Genomic DNA, 23047 nt, shown 5'->3' on the forward strand with positions numbered 1-23047 from the left:
CGGTGGTCCGGCTTTTCAATACCGTCGGGCCTCGACAGACGGGCCGCTACGGCATGGTGGTGCCGCGGTTTGTCGCGCAGGCTGTATCCGGCGAGCCCCTGACGGTCTTCGGCGACGGGGAGCAGAGCCGCTCATTCACCGATGTGCGTGACACCGTCGTGATGCTTGACCAGTTGGCCGGGCAGGCGAATACCAAGGGGTTGATCGTCAATGTCGGCAGCGATCGTGAGCTGTCCATGAATGCCTTGGCGGATCGTGTGATCGAGCGCGCCGGCTCGAGCTCGGGCATCGAGCGCCTCTCGTACGAGGTGGCCTACGGGCAGGAATACGTGGACATTCCGCATCGCTGCCCGGACGTGACGCGGCTGCATGGGCTGATTGACCACCGACCACAATGGACACTGGATACCACCCTGGACGATCTGATCGCCCGGGTCCGGCAAGCTGAAGGCTCCTGAGGAGAGCGCATGGCAACCACTCCCTACTTCGTTCTGAGTCCGAGTGCCATCTTGAGTATCATCGGCCTGCTTCGCGGGCCGGACAAGACTGACCCCAATCCCGCCGAGGACTGGCGCGATGCGGTTGTCGATGTGGTCATTCCGACGCTCAACGAGCAGGCCAACGTGGTGCTCTCACTGGAATCAGTGCGGCGGCAAACGATGCCGCCGCGGAATATCATCCTGGTCGACGATGGCAGCTCGGACCGGACCATCGAGTACGCACGGCTCTTCGCCGATCATCACAACATGCCGTTGACGGTGATCAAGCGTGCCCATCCGCTTGGCAAGACCCCTACGATCAAGCGCCAATCGCGCGAGTACAACGCCGATGTCGAATTCATCCTCGACGGCGATACCTATCTGGATTCCGACAACTACATCGCTCGCGCCGTTGAGGAGCTCTACAAGGGTGTGGGGATCGCCAGCGCCTGCGGGGTGATTATGCCTACTCGGGAGAAGGACCGGCGGCGTCGCATCGATGGCCCGGCGATCCGTGCCTTTCTAGAGGCGCATAAGGATTTTGATCTGCATCAGCCTCAAGGGGGCTGGTGGCACCGACTGAACCGCAATCTCACCGTCCTCTATCGCCAGCAGCTATATACCTTCTTGCAGCGGTTCGTCTACGTGGGTCAGATGGAAATCTTCGGCAGCATCACCAATCCGGTGGGTTGTGCCGTGGCCTATCGACGCAAGTACATCAAGGATCTTTTTGACAAGTACGAGCCGGTGCTGGGTGATGACCTAACCAATTCCGAGGACATTTTCATCGGTTTTGCCCTCATGAACGAAGGCTATCGCAACATCCAGCTACAAGACGTCAGCGCCCATACGTTGGAGCCGGAGATGCGCAATTTGCCGCGACAGATCTACCTGTGGTCGTCATCGTTCCTGCAGAGCTGCTACTACTTTGACGGCCTGCTCGGCAGCCCGTTCAAGTCGCTGCGGCGCCTGCGCGGTCGCTACCGGGAAAAGCACGATCCGGCGATGAAGGAATTGGTCGCGCGTCGCCAGATCCGCGAGGCCTATCGTCAGCCATTCGGGGTGACTCATACTGAACGTCAGGGACGTCCAGCCGGCTGGATTCCCTTTTTGGCCGCGTTCGAGAAGGTCGGCTTCCCGACGGCCTTGTTGATCATGCTCTTGCTGCAACTATGGGAGCCGCTGATCGTCACCCTGATTGCGGAGATGATCATCGCGGTGGGTATTCTTACCGCCATCTCGAAGGGGCGGCGTGTCAAGGCATTCATACAGGGCATCCTGATGACCCCGGTACGCTACGCGAGCCTCTTGTACGAACTGGTCACGATCGGGCGCTTCGCCACCGATCTTTGGATTACGGGGAATAGAAAATGGCGCAAATGACACGTCTTCCCCGCCACCCCCGTTTTTCGGGAAGGCTGGTGGGGCGTCTGGCGGCCGCCGCCCTAGGCGCGGCTATCATCCTCGGTCCGCAGGCGACGTGGGCCCAGTCGGTGCCCGATGCCGCGATCGGTGCCGAGATGCGCGAGGACTGGACGGCGGCGGCCGAGATTTACCGGCGTGCCCTGGACGCCGACCCCGAACGCATTGAACTATGGCGCCGCCTGTCCGACGTGCTGGCACGCGACGGCCAACCGGAGGCCGCAGCCCAAGCCCTGGAAGGTGCCGTGGCCGTCGAGCCGGATGACCCCGATCTGCGGCTGGCGACCAGTGCGGCGTGGGCGCAGGCCGACCGACCGCGGCGCGCGCTCGAGCATTGCCTCGCCGCGGCCGACGTGACACCCGAGAATGTCTCGACCTTGCGGATTTGTGCCCAGCAGGCCAACTGGGCCGGTGATACGGCCGCGGTGGCGGACATTTCCGGTCGGGTCCACGCCATCACGGGCGAGTCGTCAGACCTCAAGTCCTACGCGCGTGCCCTCGGCGGAATGGGCGAGCTTAACGAATCGGTCGCGCTGTACCGTGACTATCTCGCCTCGCATCCGGATGATGCCGAGGCGTTGCTGGGTTACGCCACCATTCAGACCTGGCGCGGCGACTATGCCGAAGCCGCCGAGGCGCTAGCCCACTATCGAGAGGTGCAGGGCGAGGATGTCGAATGGGCCGCTCGCAGCGCGCGGCTGCTTGCCTGGGCACACCGTCCGACACAGGCGCGGGTGCTCAACGACGAGCTGATCGCAGAGGAGCCCGACAACTACGAATACCTCTACACTCGCATGCTGATCCTGCGCGGCGAGAAATGCCACAGCGAGGCGATCGCGGCGCTCGAGCCGCTCAAGCGCCTGCGCCCGGATTCCAAGGACACGCGTGACGCCATACGCAGCACGCATGCCTTCCTGCGCTCGAATGTCGGCATCGAGGCCGGCTGGCGGGATGACGCTGACAACATCAGCCAGCGTCGCTTCGCGGTCAAGGGGCGGTGGTCGTTGACGCCCGAGACCTATCTTTACGGCCGGCTTGAGCGTCGCGACCTGCGCACCGAGGCGAGCAGCCCATACGTCGGTGTCGAGGGCGACACCAGTATCGACATCGAGCACGGCTGGGTGGGTGCTCGTCATCGCTTCGGCCCGCTGGTTGAGGTCGGCGGCGAAATCGGCGCGGCGCGCATCGATGGCGGGGGAGGGGATCTCGGCCTTTATGGTCTCTACGCCGACCTGAGACCGCGAGACAATCTCTGGGTAGACCTGTCTGCGACCCGCCGCGTCTGGGATATTTCGCCGCAGTCGGCCTCGCTCGGCATCACGGTGCGAGATCATCGTGCGCGGGTCCACTGGCAGCCGACGCTACGGCATTCCGTCAATGCCGAGGTGGCCCATGGTCGCCTGAGCGACGGCAACCGTCGCAACGAACTGTTCGTCAACCCCTACCGGGCGATGCTGCGCACCGAGCGCTTCAATTTGGATCTGGGCGTCTCAGCGCACTGGCAGGATTACGACAAGAACCTCGACAACGGTTACTACGACCCGTCGAACTACCGCCGCTTTGCGCTCACCGCGGTGGGCTACTGGAAGTTCTCCGACGACGACGGGCTGAACGTCTCGCTCAGCCCGGGCTGGCACACCGATGACAGCCTGTCCAAGTACGAGTTCGGCACGGATGTGTCTGTCGAGTTGATCAACGGCATCTACCGGGATTGGTACAGCCGGCTGGGCGTGTCCTACAGCGACCGCTCCCAGACCACCGGTCGCTATGACGCCTATGCGATCAACTGGGAACTGGTGCGTCGCTTCTGATGCCGCCAGTACCCGGGGACTCCGGGTGAAGACAAGCCCCTGATCTGATAGAGTCGCGCCCTTGTCTGCAGGACTGCGCCGCCTTCCAGCATGCCAGCGAAGGCGTCCCCGCCGTTCGTCCGACTCGTCCTTACGTACTCGATCGCGCCACGGAATGGTCGCCTGCTGCCCGGTCTGTCGGGCGGGCGGCGTTTCCCGTCGTTGGCGCGACAGGGGCATCGTGTCGTGATCGCGAAAGGCGAACCTGGCGAACCTGGCGAGTCGGCGATCCTGTCTAACCGAATCCGCTGGACAGAGAGTCACGATGAACTGGTACCGCATCAAGCAGGAATGGTTTTCCAATATCCGCGGGGACCTGCTCTCCGGGCTGGTCGTCGCCCTGGCGCTGATCCCGGAGGCGATTGCCTTCTCGATCATTGCCGGCGTCGACCCCAAGGTGGGCCTGTACGCGTCGTTCGCCATCGCCGTGGTAATCGCCTTCACCGGTGGTCGGCCGGGCATGATCTCGGCGGCCACCGCGGCCACGGCGCTGCTGATGATCACCCTGGTCAAGGATCACGGGCTGGAATATCTGCTGGCCGCCTCGATACTCGCCGGGGTGCTGCAGATCGCGGCGGGCTACATTCGCCTGGATCGGTTGATGCGGTTTATTTCCAACTCGGTGATGACCGGCTTCGTCAACGCGCTGGCGATCCTGATCTTCATGGCCCAGTTGCCCGAGCTGACCAACGTCACCTGGCACGTCTACGCGATGACGGCCGCGGGCCTGGCGATCATCTACGGGCTGCCCAAGCTGACCACGGCGATCCCCTCGCCGCTGGTCACCATCGTGGTGCTCACCCTGATCGCCTGGCTCATGAACATCGACGTGCGCACCGTGGGTGACATGGGCGAAATGCCCGATACCCTGCCGGTGTTCCTGTTCCCGGATATCCCGCTGAACCTCGAGACGCTGATGATCATCCTGCCGTACTCGGCGGCGATCGCGGTGGTCGGTCTGCTCGAATCCCTGATGACGCAGAACCTGCTCGACTCGCTGACCGACAGCAAGACCAGCAAGGCACGCGAGTGCAAGGGGCAGGGGATTGCCAATATCGTCTCCGGCTCGATGGGCGGCATGGCCGGCTGCGCGATGGTTGGCCAGTCGGTGATCAACATCAAGTCCGGCGGGCGCGGGCGCCTGTCCACTTTCGTCGCCGGTCTGTTCCTGCTGATCCTGGTGGTCTTTCTGGCGCCGGTGCTCACCCTGATCCCGATGGCCGCGCTGGTGGCGGTGATGATCATGGTTTCGATCGGCACGTTCAGTTGGGGATCGATCCGGGATCTCAAGAAGCATCCGACGAGCACCAACGTGGTGATGCTGATGACGGTGATCGTCACCGTGGCGACCCACAACCTCGCCTATGGCGTGCTCACCGGCGTGCTGCTGGCGGCGATGTTCTTCGCCAACAAGGTGGGGCAGTTCATGCATGTGTCCTCGTGGCTGTCCGAGGACGAGAACGATCCGCGGCATCGCACCTACGAGGTAAGCGGGCAGGTGTTCTTCGCCTCGACCGAGAAATTCCTCGAGTCGTTTGATTTCAAGGACGACGTGGATAAGGTGTCGATCGACCTGTGCAAGGCGCACTTTTGGGATATCACCGCGGTGCACGCGCTCGACAAGGTGGTGGTCGACTTCCGCCGGGAAGGTATCGAAGTGGAGGTCATCGGCATGAACCAGGCCACCGCCACGATCGTCGACAAGCATGGCGTGCACAACGATCCGGACGCCGCCGAGAAGCTGATGGGGCACTGACATGGGAGCCGAGAACATGACCGACAACAAGGACCAGGTGCTCGCCTGCATCGACGGCTCGCGCTCCTCCGAGGCCGTCTCCGACTATGCCGTCTGGGCGGCGCAGGCACTGGCCGCGCCGCTAACCTTCCTGCATGCGATCAGCAACCCGCATGCCCCGGCGAAGACGGATCTGTCCGGCAACATGACCCTCGGCGGGCGCGAGAAGCTGCTCGAGGAGATGGTCGAGCTGGAGGAAAAGCGCGGCAAGCTTGAACGCGAACGGGGCCGGGTCCTGCTGGCCGACGTGCTCTCGCGGGCACGTGACCGCGGGTTTGATGCCCCCGCTGAACTGTTGCGCAACGGCGACATCACCGAGGTGATCCTCGAGCTCCAGGATGCGATGCAGATGCTGGTGCTCGGCAAGCAGGGCCAGGATGGTGACGCGGTTGCCATGCACGTCGGCAGCCACCTGGCCGGCATCCTGTCAATGATCCACAAGCCGACCCTGGTCACGCCGCTTGAGTTCAAGCGGCCCGAGAGCTTCCTGATCGCCTACGACGGCAGCCCGACGGCCTACAAGCTCGTGGAGATGGCGGCGAACACGCCGCTGTTGCAGGGTCTGCCGGTGCACATTCTGATGGTGGGCGAGGAGAAGCAGGCCAACTGGGACAAGATTCAGGCGGCCAACACCAAGCTGCAGAAGGCCGGCTTCGATACGCAGGTCGCCATCCGCCAAGGCAAGGTCGACGAGGCGGTGTCGATGTACCTCGAGGAAAAGCACATCGATCTGCTGGCGATGGGCGCGTACGGCCACAGCCCGATCCGTTACCTGGTACTGGGCAGCACCACCACCAAGATGATCATGAAGGCCAACGTGCCGCTGCTGGTGGTGCGCTGAGCCGCGCTAAACGTCGCACTTTGGCGTTGTATGAAAGAAAGGCCGTGCCTCCGGGCACGGCCTTTCGTGTTTAAGCAGCTTCGACGTGCTTACGTGTCTCGGTCGAGCAGCGGGGCGAGGCACTGCTGGTCATTGTCGAAACGCAGCACCGGGGGTGGTTGCGCCACCAACCGGGGCAACCATTCGGCGAGTGCGCCTTGGTTGTCCGGCGAGTCGTTGTCGCTGGGGTCTTGCGGTCGGCGATTGAGGATGATGGCCGCCAGCGGAATGCCCCGGCGTTCGAGGGATTCGGCGGCTGCCAACGTGCTCGACAGGGTTCCCAGCCGGTCGGGGGCGACCAGGATGGCCGGCAGCCCGGTGTATTCGGCCAGGCGGACGTTCAGCGCATCGTCGGCCAGCGGCGAGAGCAGGCCGCCGGCGCTTTCGATGATCACGCGTTCGGTGGTCAGTTGGGCCAGTGCCCGGTCGAGAATCGGGGCAAGATCGCGTTTGAATCGCAGTGTCTGGCCCTCGCGGCGGGCCGCTTCTGGGGCGGCGACCGGGGCGAGATAGCGGATGGGGCAGACCGTCTCCAGAGATTCGCGCCAGCCGGCCGCCTCGCGCAGGGCAATGCCGTCGGCCGGCTGGCGTTCGTCCTCACGGAGCTCGCAGCCGGTTTCCACCGGCTTTCTCACCCGGGGCGACAGGCCGTGTTCGCGCAGCAGCCGCGCGAGTGCGCAGGAGACTACCGTCTTGCCAACGCCAGTGTCGGTCGCCAAGACGATCCAGCCGCGCGGATTGTGTGTCGGCGCGCTCATGCAATACCGGGCAGGTCCTCGCCGGTCAGTCGGCGGTAGGCGGTCAGGTAGCGCTCGCGGGTCTGGGCAATGATCTCGTCGGGAACGGCCGGCCCGGGGGCGGTCTTGTCCCAGTCGAGGGTTTCCAGCCAGTCACGGATGAACTGCTTGTCGAACGACGGCGGACTGATGCCCGGGCGGTATTCGTCCGCCGGCCAGAAGCGCGAGGAATCCGGTGTCAGCGCCTCGTCGATCAGGTGCAGCGTGCCGTACTCGTCGAGGCCGAACTCGAACTTGGTGTCGGCAATGATAATGCCGCGTTTGGCGGCGTAGTCAGCCGCCAGGCGATACAGCCGCATGGCGGTGTCGCGTACCTGGGCGGCCATCTCCGGACCAATCAGGCGTTCGGTTTCGGCGAAATCGATGTTCTCGTCGTGATCGCCGACATCGGCCTTGGTCGCCGGGGTGTAGATTGGTTCGGGGAGCTTGTCGGCCAGCTGCAGCCCGCCGGGCAGCGTGATGCCGCAGACCGCGCCGCTCGCCTGGTAGTCCTTGTAGCCCGATCCGATCAGGTAGCCGCGCACCACTGCCTCGATCGGCAGGGCCTCGAGATTGCGCACGATCACGCTGCGGCCCTCGAGTTGGGCGCGCTGTGCTTCGTCCGGCACGATGGCGCTCAGGTCTTGTGCCTCGCAAAGGTGATTGGGCACCAGGTCCTGGCTTTTCTCGAACCAGAAGCGCGAGATCTCGGTGAGCACCCGGCCCTTGTCGGGGATCGGCGTGGGTAGGATCACGTCGAAGGCCGAAACCCGGTCGGTGGTCACGATCAGCATGCGTTCGTCGTCGATGCGGTATAGATCGCGCACCTTGCCGCGATGGATCAGTTCCAGGGCGTCGATGTGCGTGTCAAAGACGGCGGGGGCCGAGTGTGTCATGGGCGCTCAACTGCTAGCATGCTAAGGATTTGCCGCCCGGTGGGTTTCCGGGCATTCGGCTATTGTACGAGAGCGCGCCGCGCGATGCGATGCGCAATCACCCGGAGGACAGGTATGAGTTGCGGTGTTCGCATGTGGTGGCAAGGCGGGCTCGTTGCTGTCTTGATGATGGCGTTGGCCGGCGGGGCTCGGGCCGACTTGGCGATTCCCCTGGGCGAGAGCGGCGAGCAGCTTGACGTGCGAGTGATCGAGCCGCCGGAGGGCGCGTCGGCCGACAGCCCGCTGGTGCTCTGGGTCGTCAACCAGTACGGCGACAGGGCCGGGCCGGATAGTGTCGCCCATGCGTTGGCACGTCGCGGCGCGACCGTCTGGATGGTCGATGTAATGGATTCGTTGTTCCTGCCGCGGTCGGACGTCAACGTCCGCAACGTCGACGGCAAGCCGGTCGGTTCCCTGATTCAACGGGCCGTCGAGGAAGACCGGCCCACCGTGGTGGTGGCCGCCGACCGGATGGCCGTGCCGACCCTGCGCGGGATGCGCTGGTGGCAGCAACGCACGAATGATCCCGACGCGCTGGCAGGCGCCGTGCTGATCTTCCCGAGCCTGTATCGAGGCGCGCCGGTGGCGGGCGAAGAGCCGGAACTGTTCTCGATCATCGATGCCACCAACCTGCCGGTGATGCTGTTCCAGCCGGAGCGTGGGGTGTATCGACATCGCCTGCTCGACCTGCGCGAACGTTTCCTTCAGGCGGGCAGCGACCTGTTCGTCCAGGTGATCCCCGGGGTGCGCGACTACTACCACATGCACCTCGACGAGCCGCAGCTTGATTCGCTCGATCAACTCACCGAGGTCATGGACGACCCGGCCGAGGCCCGTGCCGTCCGGGCGCTGCCCAACGACATCCTGCGTTCGATCCCATTGCTGGCCGGCGCCAATCATCCCAGCAAGGTGCGGCCAATCGACCCCGCTCGGACCACGCCCGTGGATCGCCAGACCGGGCTGCTGCGGGTCGAGCCGCAGGAGGCGCCGGACTTTGAGCTAACGGATCTCGAGGGCAATCCCCAGAGCCTCGATCCCGATTTCGGCGGCGTGCAGATCGTGAACTTCTGGGCGACCTGGTGTCCCGCCTGCGTCGAGGAGATCCCCTCGATGGAGCGACTCGCCCGTCGTTACCCCGATCAACTGAAGATCTACGCCATCGCCTTTAAGCAGTCGCCCGAACACCTGCGCGAGTTCATGCAGGACTTCGATGTCTCCTTCCCGGTGCCAGTCGATCCGGACGGCGAGGTGGCCGCTCGCTACGATGCCTTCGCCTTCCCCTCGTCCTTCCTGGTCGCGGCCGACGGACGCATCCACTACTCGGTCAACGCCGGCATTATCTGGGATACCGAGGAGGTCGATGCGATCGTTCGGGAAATGCTGGAAATCGAAAGCGATTGAGCGGGACGCCGCTAGCCGACAGCTTGAGGAAGGGCGCGTAGGAGCGGCTTTAGCCGCGAAAGGTCGCAAGAAAGCGAGACATCAAAGGGCGGATGCGCGCCCTCTGATCCTGAACGCTCATCTCCTGCGTGTTTCGGCCGCCTGACACCCCGGACAGAACCAGGTCGAGCGCTGGCCCAGGACGACGCGCTCGATCGGCGTGCCACAGCGACGACAGGGCTGGCCCGTGCGTTCGTAGACGGTGAGCGTCTGGCGGAAGTAGCCGGGATTGCCCGAGGGGGCGAGAAAGTCGCGTAGCGTCGTGCCGCCCTGTTCGATCGCCGCGGTGAGCACCTGTCGGATCGCGGCGGCGAGGGCATGGCACTCGTCGTGGTCGAGCCGGCCTGCCGGGGTCATGGGATGAATGCCGGCGAGAAACAGCGCCTCGGAGGCGTAGATGTTGCCTACGCCCACCACGATGTCGGCGTTCATGATCGCCTGTTTGATGGCCACGCGCCGGCCGGCAAGCCGGCTGGCAAGGTGGTCGCCATCGAATGAGGGGCCAAGCGGCTCGGGGCCGAGTCTTTCCAGGCGCTCATGCGGCGCATCGACCCGGTCGGTCAGCACGGCGCCGAATCGCCTCGGGTCATGCAGGCGCAAGACCCGGCCGTTGTCGAGACGCCATTCGACGTGATCGTGTTTGCGCGGCGGGTTGCTCGGGTCGTCCAGTCGCAGGCTGCCCGACATGCCCAAGTGGATCAGTACCCGGTCGCCGCCATCGAGGCACAGCAGCAGGTACTTGGCGCGTCGCTCGACCGCCTCGACTGGGCGACCCGTGAGGAAGGTGGCCAGGTCCGCGCGCACCGGCCAGCGCAGGCGGGCGTCACGCACGGCGACACCCTCGATGCGGTGGCCGGCGAGGAACGGCTCGATGCCGCGGCGGGTGGTCTCGACTTCAGGTAGTTCGGGCATGACACGAAGAAACCCCGCGAGGCGTCCTCGCGGGGTCCATCAAGGGCCGATCAAGAGGGGGCTGGCCGTCTGGCGACGGCCGAGCGCCTTACTTGATCTTGGCTTCCTTGTACATGACGTGCTTGCGTACTACCGGATCGTACTTCTTGATTTGCATCTTTTCCGGCATGTTCCGCTTGTTCTTGTCGGTGGTATAGAAGTGGCCGGTGCCGGCACTGGATACCAGTCGGATCTTGTCGCGCATGTCGTGTTACCTGTCGATATATGGTGGTAAGCGGTGTTTCAGACCTTCTCGCCGCGCGCACGCATCTCGGCGATGACCGTCTCGATGCCGATCTTGTCGATCGTGCGCAGGCCGTGGCTGGAAACACGCAGGCTGATGAAGCGCTGCTCGCTCTCTACCCAGAACCGCTTCTTGTGCAGGTTCGGCAGGAAGCGACGCCGGGTCTTGTTGTTCGCGTGCGATACGTTGTTACCGACCGCCGGGCGCTTCCCGGTTACTTGGCAAACTCGGGCCATGATTGTCTCCTGAGCGACTCGTCTTGTTTGCGCGCGTGCCGAGGGGATCGGAGCCATTCCGGCGGCCGGCACGCGGGCGGGTCAATTCAAAGGCCGCGTAGGATAAGGGAAGGCCTGCACGAATGCAATACCGTTCTGTGCGCCTCGAGACGGGGTGATGCAAGGCAACCGTCCGTCGCGCAAGGCTGCTTACCTTTCCAAGGACGGCAAGGCCACGGTTGCCCGGCTCGAGCTGCGCCCTACGGGGCTTGGTGGCGAGTGATCGATTCTACCCGACTCGCCCTCGGTTTGGGTGGTTTCGTCGCCGGTGTGCGCAGACATGCCGTGTCATTTGGCCACATCAACCGGTCATGGGCCACACCCACAGGATCATGGGCACGGCCACGATCACGACCAGCAAGGACAGCGGTAACCCCATCCGCCAGTAATCACCGAACTGGTAGCCACCGGGCGCCATGACCAGGGTATTGGACTGGTGGCCGATCGGCGTGAGGAAGGCGCAGGAGGCACCGATGGCCACCGCCATCAGGAACGGATCGGGCGAGGCGTTCATCCCCTGCGCGATCTGGATGCCGATCGGGGCGGCAAGCACCGCGGCGGCGGCGTTGTTGACGATGTTCGAGAGCAGCATGACCGCGACCATCAGCAGGGCGAGCATCATGAAGGAGGGCAGGTAGTCGGCCATGCCGAGCAGGGCCTCGGCGATCAGGGCCGAGCCGCCGGTGGTTTCCAGGGCCTGGCCGACCGGCAGCATGGCGGCGAGCAGCACGATCACCGGCATGTCGATGGCCCGATAGGCGTCATCGGAGGGCAGCAGGCCGGCGATCACCATCGCCACGGCGGCACCGACCAGCGCGGTGGCGACCGGCAGGAGATCGAAGGCCACCAGCACCAGGCCGGTCGCGAAGATGCCGGCGCCCAGTGCCACCCGGCGGGGACGGGCAATGTGAAAGCCGCGCGAGGCGAGCGGCAGACAGCCGAGTCGGCTCATCGCGTCGGGCAGGCTTTCCTCGCGTCCCTGCAGCAACAGGATGTCGCCAGGGAGAAAACGGATGTGACTGAGTCGCTGCTTGAGGCGCTTGCCCTGCCGGGCGACGGCCAGGATGTTCACGCCGTAACGTTCGCGCAGATCGAGTGCGACGGCGGAAGCCCCGACCAGTCGCGAATTGGGTGCGACGATCGCCTCGCTCAGGGTCAGTTCGCCGCTCGACTCCCCGGGTTCCTCCGACGACTCCTCCGAAGACTTGTTGGATTCACTGCCGGCAAGCTCCAGTCCGGTGATTTCGAGCAGGGCCTTGAGCCCGTCGGAATCGGCCTCGACCAGCAGGATGTCGCCCGGTTGCAGAACTTCGTAGGTCGAGGGCATCCGTCGTCGTTCGCCTTCGCGAAGCAGGGCGGTGACCATCACGTCGGCCTCGTCGGCGACCGATTCGATCAGTTCGTGCACGCTGCGGCCCGCGTAGCGGCTCGATTCGGGCACCCACAGTTCGGTGAGGTAGTTCTCGATCTCGAACAGTTCGCCGTCATCGGCCGCCTGGTCGCGCTGCGGGGTCAGGCGCCAACCGATCAACGCAATGAAAGCGACACCGACGAGCGTGATGGCCAGCCCGACCGGCAGGAAGTCGAACATGCCGAAGGCCCCGGCACCGGTGTCGGCCCGGTAGGCGGCGATGATGATGTTGGGCGGGGTGCCGATCAGGGTCAGGGTGCCGCCGAGCAACGAGCCGAAGGCCAGCGGCATCAGCAGGAACGATGGCGAGCGCCCGGTATGTCGGGCCATCCAGACGGCCACCGGCATGAACAGCGCCAGCGCGCCCACGTTGTTGATGAACCCCGAACTCAATGCGACCACGCCGGTCAGCGTGATCACCTGTACTGCTGGGCGGTCGCCGACCCGTGTCAGGCGTCGTGCCAGCAGGTCGATAACCCCGGCGTTCAGCAGCGCCCGGCTCAGAATGAGCACGGCCGCCACGGTGATGACCGCGGGGTGAGAGAGCCCGCTGAACATCGCCTCGGGCGGCACGAGTCCGGTCAGCCCGGTGGCCAGCAGCGCGAGCAGGGCCACCACGTCGTAACGCAGTCGCCCCCACGCGAAACCGGCCAGTGTCAGGCCGAGAATGGCGAACAGCAGCGTCTGGTCACCGATCATGCGTCGTCCTTGCTATGGCGTCTCACCGAGTGATGTTTGTGGCGAAGTGCGGTTTTCCGGTTCGCGTCATGGGCGTCTCCCGGTCGTCTGGTCGCGAGCCTGCCTCCACTCTATAGCAGCAAGCGGCCCTGACGACCGGCGCAGGGGCTTTGCTATGATGAGCCGCCTTTGACCGTCCGCGCGGGGAAATCCATCCGCCCGGCCGGGAACATGCCGTATTCACCCGCTTCAAGAAGTCACATTCTATGTCCAAGAACGACAAGCCGCCGGTGGTGCTCTCCGGCATCCAGCCCTCCGGCCAGCTGCTCATCAGTCACTACGTCGGCGCGATCCGCAACTGGGTGACCATGCAGGACACGCACGATGCGTTGTTCATGCTGGTCGATCTGCATGCGATCACCGTGCGCCAGGACCCGGCCGAGTTCCGCTCGCGCTGCTACGACTTCCTTGCCTTGTACCTGGCCTGCGGCCTCGATCCGGACAAGAGCACCCTGTTTGTCCAGTCGCACGTCCCGGCGCACGCCGAGCTGGGCTGGGTGCTCAATTGCTACACCTACATGGGCGAGCTCGAGCGCATGACGCAGTTCAAGGACAAGTCGCAGCGCCACCAGGCCAACATCAATGCCGGGCTGTTCGACTACCCCGTGCTGATGGCCGCCGACATCCTGCTCTACCAGGCCACCCACGTGCCGGTGGGCGCCGACCAGAAGCAGCACCTGGAGCTCACCCGTGATCTCGCCATGCGCTTCAACAAGCTCTACGGCGACGTTTTCACGGTGCCCGAGCCGTTCATTCCCAAGGCCGGTGCCCGCGTCATGTCGCTGCAGGACCCGACCGCCAAGATGTCGAAGTCCGATCCCAGCGAGGCCAGCTACGTCGCCCTGCTCGACGAGCCGAAGAAGATCCTCAAGAAGTTCAAGAAGGCGGTGACCGATTCGGACATGGAAATCCGCTTCGATCCGGAGAACAAGCCGGGCGTGTCCAACCTGTTGACGCTGCTGTCGATCTTCGGTGACGAGTCGATCGAGTCGATCGAGGGCCGGTTGGCCGGCGAGGGCTACGGCAAGCTCAAGGTCGAGACCGGCGAGGCGGTGATCGCCCACCTCGAGCCGATCACGGCCCGCTACCGCGAGATCCGTGCCGACGAGGCCGGGCTGGATGCGGTTCTGGCGAAGGGCGCCGAGCGCGCCGCCGAGCGGGCTCGACCGACACTGCAGCGCGCCTTCGATGCACTCGGCTTTCTGCCGCGCCCCGACATTCTCGGTTGAATACCCCGGACTGAACCATGTCGCCCGCCGCCCCGCAGCTCATTCGCCCCGTTCTCGATCCGGCCCTCGCACGGGCCTGGTCGGTGGAGAGCATTCAGGCCCACGAGCAGGCGCTGTTCGCCGGTGGGGTGGATGCCTACGGGCTGATGGCGCGGGCTGGTGGGGCGGCGTTCGCCGAGTTACGTGATCGCTGGCCGGCCGCCCGGCGCGTGGCCGTGCTGATCGGGCCGGGACAGAACGGTGGTGACGGGCTGGTGATCGCCCGGCTGGCGCAGCAGGCCGGCTTGGCGGTCGATCTGCTCGGCTGGAATCGGCCGACATTCCACGGCAGTGCCGCGCATGCCTGGGCCGATCTGTCGACGGACGTGCCGGCCATCGAGGTGCAGACCGAGCCGGCAGTCATCGACGAGGCGTTGCGAGCGGCCGACGTGGTGGTCGATGCCCTGTTCGGCATTGGCCTGTCTCGGGCGATCGAGGGGGCGGCGGCGGACTTTCTGCGTCGCGCGGATGCGGCGCTCTGCCTGCGTGCCGAGCGCCCCGGGGTGCTGGCGGTGGATCTGCCTTCTGGCGTGGATGCGGATACCGGCGCGGTCGATCCACTCACGCTGGCCGCCGACTGCACGGTGACGTTTCTGGGCATCAAGCGTGGCTTGACGACCGGGCCGGCCGTGGCCGCCTGTGGCGAACGAGTGCTGGCTGACCTGGATTGCCCGCCGGATGCAGAGAAGGCATCCATCGAACTGCTGCACGGCGGGCTGCGGTTCGCCCCACGCGCCCGTGATGGCCACAAGGGGCGTTTCGGCACGGTGCTGGTTGTCGCCGGCAATCGCGGCATGCCCGGTGCGGCGCGGCTGGCGGCCGAGGCCGCCTTGCGTGCCGGCGCGGGCAAGGTGATCGTCGCCACCCATCCCGATCATGCCGCCACGCTCAATATCGGTCGCCCCGAGCTGATCGTGCACGGGGTCGAGTCGGCCCACGATCTGCTGCGCCTGGCCGCCGAGGCGACCGCCGTGGTGATCGGCCCGGGGCTGGGGCGTGATGCCTGGGCGATGACCGCCTGGCGTGCGCTGCGCGACTGCCCGTTGCCGCTGGTGCTGGATGCCGATGCCTTGCGCCTGCTGGGACCGAACTCGCTGCTGGAGCGGGACGCGGTGATCACGCCTCACCCGGGGGAGGCGGCCACGTTGCTTGAGTGCGATGCCGCCACCATCAACGCCGATCGGCTCGGCGCGGCGCGGTCACTGGCCGAGCGTTTCGCTTGCGGGGTGGTGCTCAAGGGCAGTGGCAGTGTGCTGGCCGATGCCGATCGCCTGGCGGTCTGCCAGCGGGGCAGTCCCGCATTGGCCACGGCCGGCACGGGCGATGTCTTGGCTGGGCTGCTGGGCGCCCTGCGGGGCATGGGCTTGCCGCGGTTTGCGGCGATGGAGCTCGGGGTCTGCCTGCATGCCGAGGCCGGCGAGATCGAGGCCGAGGTATGCGGCGAGTGGGGGATGGCGGCCAGTGACCTTTTCGGGGCGATTCGCGCGCGGCTCAACGGCCAGGTCGAGCCGGTCGCCACGGGCTGGCGCCGGGCATGTTCTTGCCAAGATGATTCCTCACGAGGGCAGGGTGATCATGGGGGCTGAGACCGAACGTCATTACGGCGCGCTCGATCAGGCCGCGGTCGAGTCGTTGGCGGCCGAGCTGGCCTCCGTGGCGCCTTCGGCCGGTCTATTGTCGCTGCGCGGTGAGTTGGGGGCGGGCAAGTCCACCTTGGCGCGGGCGTTTCTGCGCTCGCTGGGCGTGACCGGCACCGTCCGCAGCCCGACCTACACGTTGGTCGAACCCTACGACGTGATGGCCCCGCCGGGCGGGCCGGAGCGTGTGTTGCATCTTGACCTCTACCGACTGGCCGATCCGGAGGAGCTCGACTACCTCGGCGTGCGCGACGAGGCGGATCACGCGTTGTTTCTGGTGGAGTGGTTGAGTCAGGCCCACGGCGAGTTGACCGCCGACCTCGAGATCGCGCTCGCCGGGTGCGTCGATTGGCCGGAGCGCCGCGATCTCGTCTGTCGGGCGTCCAGCCCGTTGGGAGAGGCCTGGTTGGCGCGTCTTGCCGTCATCTGAGCGTTTTTTCCGACCGGGTGTGGTGTTTTTTCAACGCCCACCTAAACCACATCATCTTGTGCTTATCGCTGGGCACGGCTGCCACATTTGGTGCGCGCGCTTCTCGTATCGGGTTAAGGAGTGCGCGCTATCTTCTTGCATTTGTTGAAAAAAATCATTTTTGTCCCACACTGATGGTAACCGTGTTGTATGACACGTTCTTGGGGCTGTGTGGCCAGAGGTGGTGTGCATGAACAACTCATCCCGATTTTCCCGTGATGCGCTTGCCTTGCTCGATGCCGAGCGCCGCCGCTTTCTGCGCACGGCGTTCGGCACTGGGGTGGCGGCCTTCGGTCTTCCCCTGGCCGGGCCGGCGCTGGCCGGTCGGGCCGTCAATGTCTCCCGTGTCGAGGCGGGGCGCCACGACGGCTTTACCCGCTATGTCTTCGCCATCTCCGATCCGGTCGATTTCGACACCCTGTTGCTGGACAACCCGGCGCGCGCGGTCATCGACATCCGTTCGACGCGGTTGAAGGATGTCTCCCTGCCGTCGACACCGAATTCGCCGGTGGTCAAGGGGTTGCGTGTCGGCGTGCGCAACGGCCATGACCTGCGCCTGGTGTTCGACCTCAAGAAGCGGGCGCGCCCGCAGATCATCATCCTGCCGCCCACCGGCGGTGGCTCCTATCGGCTGGTGATCGACCTGCCCCACGGAGGTGGTGCGGATACCGTGATTGCGGAACGTCCCGACGTCCCGCAACAGGAATCCGCGCTCCGATCCGGTTCGGGCGCGTTCCGCGACCTCGTGGTGGCGATCGACCCCGGCCACGGGGGCAAGGACCCGGGCGCCATCGGTCGTCGTGGCACACGCGAGAAAGACATCGTGCTCAATATCGGCCTGCAGCTGCGCGACCTGATTGCGGCGACACCCGGTTTGCGGCCGGTCATGACCCGTGAGGACGACCGGTTCATACCGTTGCGCCAACGCACCGAGATCGCGCGACGCTACGAGGCGGATCTGTTCATCTCGGTACACGCCGATGCCTTCCGGCTTGCCTCGGCGAAGGGCGCGTCGGTCTACTGTTTGAGCCAGAACGGCGCCAGCTCCGAGGCCGCCCGCTGGCTGGCGGCCAAGGAAAACAGCGCCGATTTCGTCGGTGGCGCCTCGCTCTCCGGTCACGACGAGGACGTCGCCTCGGTGCTGCTCGATCTGGCCCAGACCAAGACGCTGGAATCGAGCCTCGACTTCGGCGACCGCGTGCTTGACCGCATCGGCGGTATCGCCAAGTTGCACAAGCACGATGTGCAACAGGCGGGTTTTGCGGTGCTCAAGTCGCCGGACATCCCCTCGATCCTGGTGGAGAGCGCCTTCATCAGTAATCCGCAAGAAGAGCAACGGCTGCGCTCTTCGAGCTATCAGCGTCAGATTGCCCAGTCGATCCTTGCGGGTGTGACGAGTTACTACACGGCGCACGCCCCGCAGGGCACCCGCTACGCCATGCTCTGAGTCCGGTCGCCGCCGTGCTTGTTTCCCGACAGGCCGGCGGGCGACAATCACGGTTTTGCGCAAGGAACCTCTGCACGAATTCGATGCCGCTCTGCGCGTCTTGAGCCGGGCAGGTGCAAGGCGCTCGTCCGCCGTGGAAGAGTCATGCTCTTTCCAAGGACGACAACGCCGCAGATGCCCGGCTCAAGGCGCGCCCTACGGGGCTTGACGGAGCCGCCCGTGCTCGGCGTTGCGCCGTCTTGACGTGACCACCGGCATGCCGGCGACGACGCGCCTTGATCGCGAACGGCTCGCCAAGCCAGAGTGCCATCGAATTCGTGCAGAGTTTCCTAACGGAGTCCCATGGCCGAAATCCGTGCCCTGCCGCAGTCCCTCGTCAACCAGATCGCCGCGGGCGAGGTGGTGGAGCGCCCGGCCAGCGTGATCAAGGAGCTGGTCGAGAACGCGCTCGACGCCGGTGCCGATCGGATCGAGGTGCAGGTGGTCGCCGGCGGGGTCAAGCACTTGTCCGTGCGCGACAACGGCCACGGCATGCCGCCTGAACAGCTTTCCCTGGCGATTGCGCCGCACGCGACCAGCAAGATCCGCGATCTGGATGACCTCGAGGCGGTGGCGAGCTTCGGCTTTCGCGGTGAAGCCCTGGCCAGCATCCAGTCGATCTCCCGCCTGCGGCTGGTCTCTCGGACCGCCGATACCGATCACGGCTGGGAGCTTGCCCCGGGGGTGTTCGACGAGCCACGACCCACGCCGGCAAAGCCCGGCACCCTGGTCGACGTGCGTGACCTGTTCTTCAATGTCCCCGCGCGGCGCAAGTTTCTGCGCACCGAGCGCACCGAATTCGGCCACGTCGACCAGCTGATGCGCAAGCTGGCATTGGCCAATCCTGACGTCGCCTTCCGCCTGACCCACAACGACCGACATGTGCTCGACCTGCCCGCCGTGACCCTCGAGACGGTCGACCAGCGCATCGCCGCCGTGCTCGGTCAGGGTTTCCTGGAGCAGGCGCGCGAGATCGATGCGTCGGCCTCCGGCTTTGCCCTGCAGGGGCTGGTGGCCAGTCCGCAGTACGCCCGCGCCTCGACCGATCAGCAGTTGTTCTTCGTCAACGGCCGGGTGGTGCGCGATCGGCTGGTCGCCCACGCGATTCGCCGCGCCTACAGCGATGTGCTGCATCACGCCCGGCACCCCGCCTACGTGCTCTCGTTGCGCCTCGATCCGGCGACGGTCGACGTCAATGTCCACCCCACCAAGGCCGAGGTGCGCTTTCGCGACGCCCGCGGGGTGCACGATTTCCTGTTCCAGTCGGTGCATCGAGCCCTGGCGGCCCCGGGCGGCGCCTCGTCATCAGGCCTCGCCGAGCTCGAGGAGAGCGGGATGGCGGCACCCGGTATGTCATTCGGTGGCGAAGTGGCGCGTCCTCCCATGGGCGTGCCAGCGACGGGAGGTGGGCGCTCGGCGCAGGGTTACTTCTCGCTGCTCGAACAGGGTCGGGCCGGGGAGAGCGACGGCGACCGAGTTGCCGAGCCACTGCCCGAGGATGCCGAAATCCCCCCGCTGGGGTATGCCATCGCCCACCTGGGCGAGATCTACATCCTGGCGCGCAATCGCGACGGGCTGGTGATCGTGGACGCGCATGCCGCCGCCGAGCGGGTCACCTACGAACGCCTCAAGCAGAGCTATCGCCAGCAGGCGCTTTCGGCCGCACCGCTGCTGTTGCCGGTGGATCTCGGGGTGTCGCCCGTCGAGGCGGAGGCCTTCGAGACCTGGCAGGAGGCCTTTGCCGCGGCCGGGGTGGTGTTGGATCGAATCGGCCCCGAACGGGTGCGGGTGCGTGAGGTGCCGGTGATGCTGCGCGAGGGGGACATCGAGACGCTGGTGCGCGAGATGCTGGCCGAGATGCGCCGCCTGCCACTGGCCGGTGACGACGCCCCCCGCGCGGTGGTGGATGATCGTATCGACGAGATCCTTTCCACCATGGCCTGCCACGGTTCGGTGCGGGCCAACCGTCGCCTGACGGTGGCCGAAATGAATGCCTTGTTGCGCGACATGGAGCGCACCGAGCGTAGTGACCAGTGCAATCACGGTCGGCCGACCTGGCGTCGACTGACGATCGAGGAACTCGATCGCTGGTTCATGCGGGGGCAGTGACGATGGCCTCGACCGAACGGCCCATCGTGGCCATCGCCGGGCCGACCGCCTCGGGCAAGACCGCGCTTGCCATGCGGCTCGCCGACCGACTGCCGGTGTCGATCATCTCGGTGGACTCGGTGATGATCTACCGCGGCATGGATATCGGCACCGCCAAGCCGCCCCCCGATCTGCTGGCGCGTTATCCGCACGCCCTGGTCGATATCCGTGATCCGAGCGAGACCTACAGCGTCGAGCGGTTCTGCCGCGATGCCCTGGCGGCGATCGACGCGGCACGCGCCAATGGGCGGGTGCCGCTGCTGGTCGGCGGGACGATGATGTATTTTCAGGCCCTCTTGCAGGGGATCTCGCGTCTGCCGCCGACCGATGTGGCCATCCGCGAGGCGGTCCAGGCCGAGGCGGGCGAGGTTGGCTGGCCGGCCATGCATCGGCAGTTGGCCGCAGTCGACCCGGCGGCCGCCGCGCGCGTTCACGCCACCGACCCGCAGCGTATCGGGCGGGCGCTGGAGGTCTTTCGTGCGACCGGCAAGAGCCTGAGCGATTGGCAACGCGAGCATCCGCCGGTCTCCCCGTTGGCCGGCGAACGGTTGCTGGCGGTCGCACTCTGGCCGCGCAGCGCCGCGCACACCCGAACGGCAGTTGCTGAACGATTCGACGCGATGCTCGAGGCGGGCTTTCTCGACGAGGTCGAGGCGCTCTACGTCCGGGGCGACCTGCACCCCGGGCTGCCGTCGATGCGCGCGGTCGGTTACCGGCAGGCCTGGGCGCACCTGGCCGGTGAATGGGATTTCGACACCATGCGCGAGCGTGCCATTACGGCCACACGCCAACTGGCCAAGCGCCAACGCACCTGGCTGCGTTCGGCCCCGAACTGGGAGGCGATGGATGCCCAGACCGCCGATCGGGTCGAATCGCGCATAATGAACTTTGTCGACGTCTCGGCATCTTGACTAAGTCGTGCGTTTGGCACGCGGAGCCGTGTGGGGCCATGCGGAGTCGGGGCGTCGACCGGGGGCGATGAGTGGCGCTGCTGCTGGCGGTTCATTGCCTTACACTCCCCACAGATTGAATTGTTGACAGGCGTCCCCATCGTTTCGGCCATTGCCCGCTCGTCGCGGTGGTCGTCTCACCTGGGCCCATAGGCCGCCGAGAACGGCCGACCGGCCCGAGACCGGCCGGATAACCAATAAGAGGAATCACCATGGCCAAAAGCCAGTCACTACAAGAACCGTTTCTCAACACCCTGCGTCGCGAGCACATCCCGGTTTCCATCTATTTGCGCAACGGCATCAAGCTGCAGGGGCAGATCGACTCGTTCGACAACTTCGTGGTGCTGTTGAAGAACAACGTCAGCCAGCTGGTCTACAAGCACGCGATCAGCACGATCGTGCCGACGCGGCCGGTGAACATCGACCCCGAGCCCAAGGGCGAGGCACGTGACGGCGGGGGCGACGAATAACCCCGATGGAGTTTTTCGAGCGCCACCAGGGCGGTGAACGAGCCGTATTGCTGCACGTCGAGCAACGGGCGGCCGATTCGAACGAAGACCTGGCCGAATTCCGCGAGCTGGCCCGCTCCGCCGGCGCGGAGATCCTCGTCGAGAGCGAGGTCAAGCGCCAGACGCCCGATCCGCGCCTGTTCATCGGCAAGGGCAAGGCCGAGGAACTGGCGGAACTGGTCGCTGCGCACGAGGCCGAGCTGGTGATCGTCAACGCCCAGCTCTCACCCTCGCAGGAGCGCAACCTCGAGAGGCTGGTCAAGTGCCGCGTGCTGGATCGCACCGGCTTGATCCTCGATATCTTTGCCCAGCGGGCCCGCTCGCACGAGGGCAAGTTGCAGGTCGAGCTGGCCCAGCTGAATCACCTCGCGACCCGGCTCGTGCGCGGCTGGACCCACCTTGAGCGCCAGCGCGGCGGCGCGATCGGCCTGCGTGGGCCAGGTGAAACCCAGCTCGAGATGGACCGGCGCCTGTTGGGCGGGCGCATCAAGCAGCTCAAGGAACGCATCGCCCGGGTGCGTCGTCAGCGGGCCGAGGGCCGCAAGGGGCGTCAGCAGTCCGACGTGCCCACCGTGGCCCTGGTCGGCTACACCAACGCCGGCAAATCGACCCTGTTCAACGCCATGACCGTGGCCGAGTCCTTCACCGCGGATCAGCTGTTCGCCACGCTGGATACCACGCTGCGACGCGTCGAAATGACGCCGCAGTTGACCGTGGTCTTTGCCGACACCGTTGGTTTCATTCGTCACCTGCCGCACGAACTGGTGTCGGCATTCCGTTCCACGTTGGAAGAGACGCTCGAGGCCGACCTGCTGCTGCACGTGGTCGATGCGGCCTCGCCGGAACGGGACCGGCAGATCGAGGATGTCGAGGTGGTGCTCGGGGAAATCGGCGCGGGGAAGATGCCGCGCCTGACCGTCATGAACAAGATCGACCAACTCGAGGACGGGGCGGTGCGCGTTGACCGTGATGCCAGCGACTTGCCCACCCGCGTGTGGGTCTCGGCGAAGGATGCGGTTGGCCTGGACGAGCTGCGCGAGGCGCTTGCCGAGCGGCTCGAACCGAGCAGCGTCACGCGTCGGCTGTTCATCCCCATGGCCGACGGGCGGCTTTACGCCCAGCTGCAGGGCGAGGGCGCCGTGCTGGAGGAAGAGGTCGATGAAGGCGGTTGGCACCTGGAGATCAACCTGCCGGTGGCCCGCTGGGGGCAGCTGCTGAAAAAGGAGCCGACACTGGCCAACATGGTGGTCGACGGCCCCGAGCCGGCGCCACCCGAGCCCTTCGAAGAAATCCTCGCGGCGCGTCCCCCCCGTCACTGACGGCAAGCGCCGCGGCGGTTGCCACGACCGCCCCCGGCCACTACACTTTGGCGCTGCTTTGCGCC

The 23047-nt window shown here is 65.7% G+C and carries 20 protein-coding genes; 14 read left to right on the forward strand and 6 right to left on the reverse strand.

The window, feature by feature from the left end; all coding sequences use genetic code 11:
- The 5 genes from ABGV18_RS07385 to ABGV18_RS07405 all read left to right on the forward strand — a co-directional run.
- Window positions 1-458, forward strand: a 458-nt coding sequence (locus tag ABGV18_RS07385) for an NAD-dependent epimerase/dehydratase family protein (protein ID WP_396585483.1), incomplete at its 5' end; no start/stop codon positions are given.
- A 9-nt stretch (window positions 459-467) separates the two neighbouring features.
- On the forward strand, window positions 468-1862 hold the full coding sequence (locus ABGV18_RS07390; RefSeq protein WP_396585484.1) for a glycosyltransferase: 1395 nt from the start codon (window positions 468-470) through the stop codon (window positions 1860-1862).
- A complete protein-coding gene (locus tag ABGV18_RS07395; RefSeq protein ID WP_396585485.1) occupies window positions 1859-3712 on the forward strand; it encodes a tetratricopeptide repeat protein in 1854 nt (617 codons plus the stop codon). Before ABGV18_RS07390 ends, ABGV18_RS07395 begins: the two co-directional genes overlap by 4 nt.
- 304 nt (window positions 3713-4016) lie before the next feature.
- The gene (locus ABGV18_RS07400; RefSeq protein WP_396585486.1) at window positions 4017-5507 is read left to right on the forward strand and encodes a SulP family inorganic anion transporter; all 1491 of its coding nucleotides are present in this window, start codon (window positions 4017-4019) and stop codon (window positions 5505-5507) included.
- 16 nt (window positions 5508-5523) lie between these two features.
- Entirely contained in the window at window positions 5524-6387 is an 864-nt protein-coding gene (locus ABGV18_RS07405) for a universal stress protein (RefSeq protein ID WP_396585487.1), read from the forward strand.
- An 89-nt stretch (window positions 6388-6476) separates the two neighbouring features.
- Here the strand turns inward: ABGV18_RS07405 and bioD are convergent, their stop codons facing one another.
- Entirely contained in the window at window positions 6477-7184 is a 708-nt protein-coding gene (gene bioD / locus ABGV18_RS07410; RefSeq protein WP_396585488.1) for a dethiobiotin synthase, read from the reverse strand.
- Entirely contained in the window at window positions 7181-8098 is a 918-nt protein-coding gene (locus tag ABGV18_RS07415; protein WP_396585489.1) for a phosphoribosylaminoimidazolesuccinocarboxamide synthase, read from the reverse strand. The genes bioD and ABGV18_RS07415 overlap by 4 nt, the downstream gene beginning before the upstream one ends.
- A gap of 114 nt (window positions 8099-8212) precedes the next feature.
- Between ABGV18_RS07415 and ABGV18_RS07420 the strand changes: the two genes are divergently transcribed.
- Entirely contained in the window at window positions 8213-9538 is a 1326-nt protein-coding gene (locus ABGV18_RS07420) for a redoxin domain-containing protein (RefSeq protein WP_396585490.1), read from the forward strand.
- A 117-nt stretch (window positions 9539-9655) separates the two neighbouring features.
- On the opposite strand, the gene mutM is transcribed toward ABGV18_RS07420, so the two are convergent.
- The 4 genes from mutM to ABGV18_RS07440 all read right to left on the reverse strand — a co-directional run bounded on the left by mutM (window position 9656) and on the right by ABGV18_RS07440 (window position 13157).
- A complete protein-coding gene (gene mutM / locus ABGV18_RS07425) occupies window positions 9656-10489 on the reverse strand; it encodes a bifunctional DNA-formamidopyrimidine glycosylase/DNA-(apurinic or apyrimidinic site) lyase (protein WP_396585491.1) in 834 nt (277 codons plus the stop codon).
- An 88-nt stretch (window positions 10490-10577) separates the two neighbouring features.
- Window positions 10578-10733, reverse strand: a complete 156-nt coding sequence (gene rpmG, locus ABGV18_RS07430; RefSeq protein WP_322521071.1) for a 50S ribosomal protein L33 — start codon at window positions 10731-10733, stop codon at window positions 10578-10580.
- A 38-nt stretch (window positions 10734-10771) separates the two neighbouring features.
- Window positions 10772-11008, reverse strand: coding sequence for a 50S ribosomal protein L28 (gene rpmB, locus ABGV18_RS07435; protein ID WP_396581291.1), 237 nt, complete (start codon window positions 11006-11008; stop codon window positions 10772-10774).
- Between the two features lie 340 nt (window positions 11009-11348).
- Window positions 11349-13157 carry an SLC13 family permease gene (locus tag ABGV18_RS07440; protein ID WP_396585492.1) on the reverse strand — a complete coding sequence of 603 codons (1809 nt, stop codon included), beginning with the start codon at window positions 13155-13157 and terminating at the stop codon, window positions 11349-11351.
- A gap of 245 nt (window positions 13158-13402) precedes the next feature.
- Between ABGV18_RS07440 and trpS the strand changes: the two genes are divergently transcribed.
- From trpS to hflX, 8 genes are all read left to right on the forward strand, one after another.
- Window positions 13403-14425 (forward strand): tryptophan--tRNA ligase, encoded by a 1023-nt coding sequence (trpS, locus tag ABGV18_RS07445; protein WP_396585493.1) that lies wholly within the window; start codon window positions 13403-13405, stop codon window positions 14423-14425.
- A 17-nt stretch (window positions 14426-14442) separates the two neighbouring features.
- A complete protein-coding gene (locus ABGV18_RS07450; protein WP_396585494.1) occupies window positions 14443-16050 on the forward strand; it encodes an NAD(P)H-hydrate dehydratase in 1608 nt (535 codons plus the stop codon).
- Window positions 16040-16531 carry a tRNA (adenosine(37)-N6)-threonylcarbamoyltransferase complex ATPase subunit type 1 TsaE gene (tsaE, locus tag ABGV18_RS07455; RefSeq protein WP_396585495.1) on the forward strand — a complete coding sequence of 164 codons (492 nt, stop codon included), beginning with the start codon at window positions 16040-16042 and terminating at the stop codon, window positions 16529-16531. The genes ABGV18_RS07450 and tsaE overlap by 11 nt, the downstream gene beginning before the upstream one ends.
- A gap of 229 nt (window positions 16532-16760) precedes the next feature.
- A complete protein-coding gene (locus ABGV18_RS07460) occupies window positions 16761-18017 on the forward strand; it encodes an N-acetylmuramoyl-L-alanine amidase (protein WP_396585496.1) in 1257 nt (418 codons plus the stop codon).
- A 342-nt stretch (window positions 18018-18359) separates the two neighbouring features.
- On the forward strand, window positions 18360-20165 hold the full coding sequence (gene mutL, locus ABGV18_RS07465; protein ID WP_396585497.1) for a DNA mismatch repair endonuclease MutL: 1806 nt from the start codon (window positions 18360-18362) through the stop codon (window positions 20163-20165).
- A 2-nt stretch (window positions 20166-20167) separates the two neighbouring features.
- On the forward strand, window positions 20168-21115 hold the full coding sequence (miaA, locus tag ABGV18_RS07470) for a tRNA (adenosine(37)-N6)-dimethylallyltransferase MiaA (protein ID WP_396585498.1): 948 nt from the start codon (window positions 20168-20170) through the stop codon (window positions 21113-21115).
- 251 nt (window positions 21116-21366) lie between these two features.
- Window positions 21367-21624 (forward strand): RNA chaperone Hfq, encoded by a 258-nt coding sequence (gene hfq, locus ABGV18_RS07475; RefSeq protein WP_396585499.1) that lies wholly within the window; start codon window positions 21367-21369, stop codon window positions 21622-21624.
- Window positions 21625-21629: 5 nt separating this feature from the next.
- A complete protein-coding gene (gene hflX, locus ABGV18_RS07480; protein WP_396585500.1) occupies window positions 21630-22982 on the forward strand; it encodes a ribosome rescue GTPase HflX in 1353 nt (450 codons plus the stop codon).
- Window positions 22983-23047 lie beyond the last annotated feature (65 nt).

This window comes from Guyparkeria halopsychrophila (assembly GCF_044582135.1).
Lineage (GTDB): Bacteria > Pseudomonadota > Gammaproteobacteria > Halothiobacillales > Halothiobacillaceae > Guyparkeria.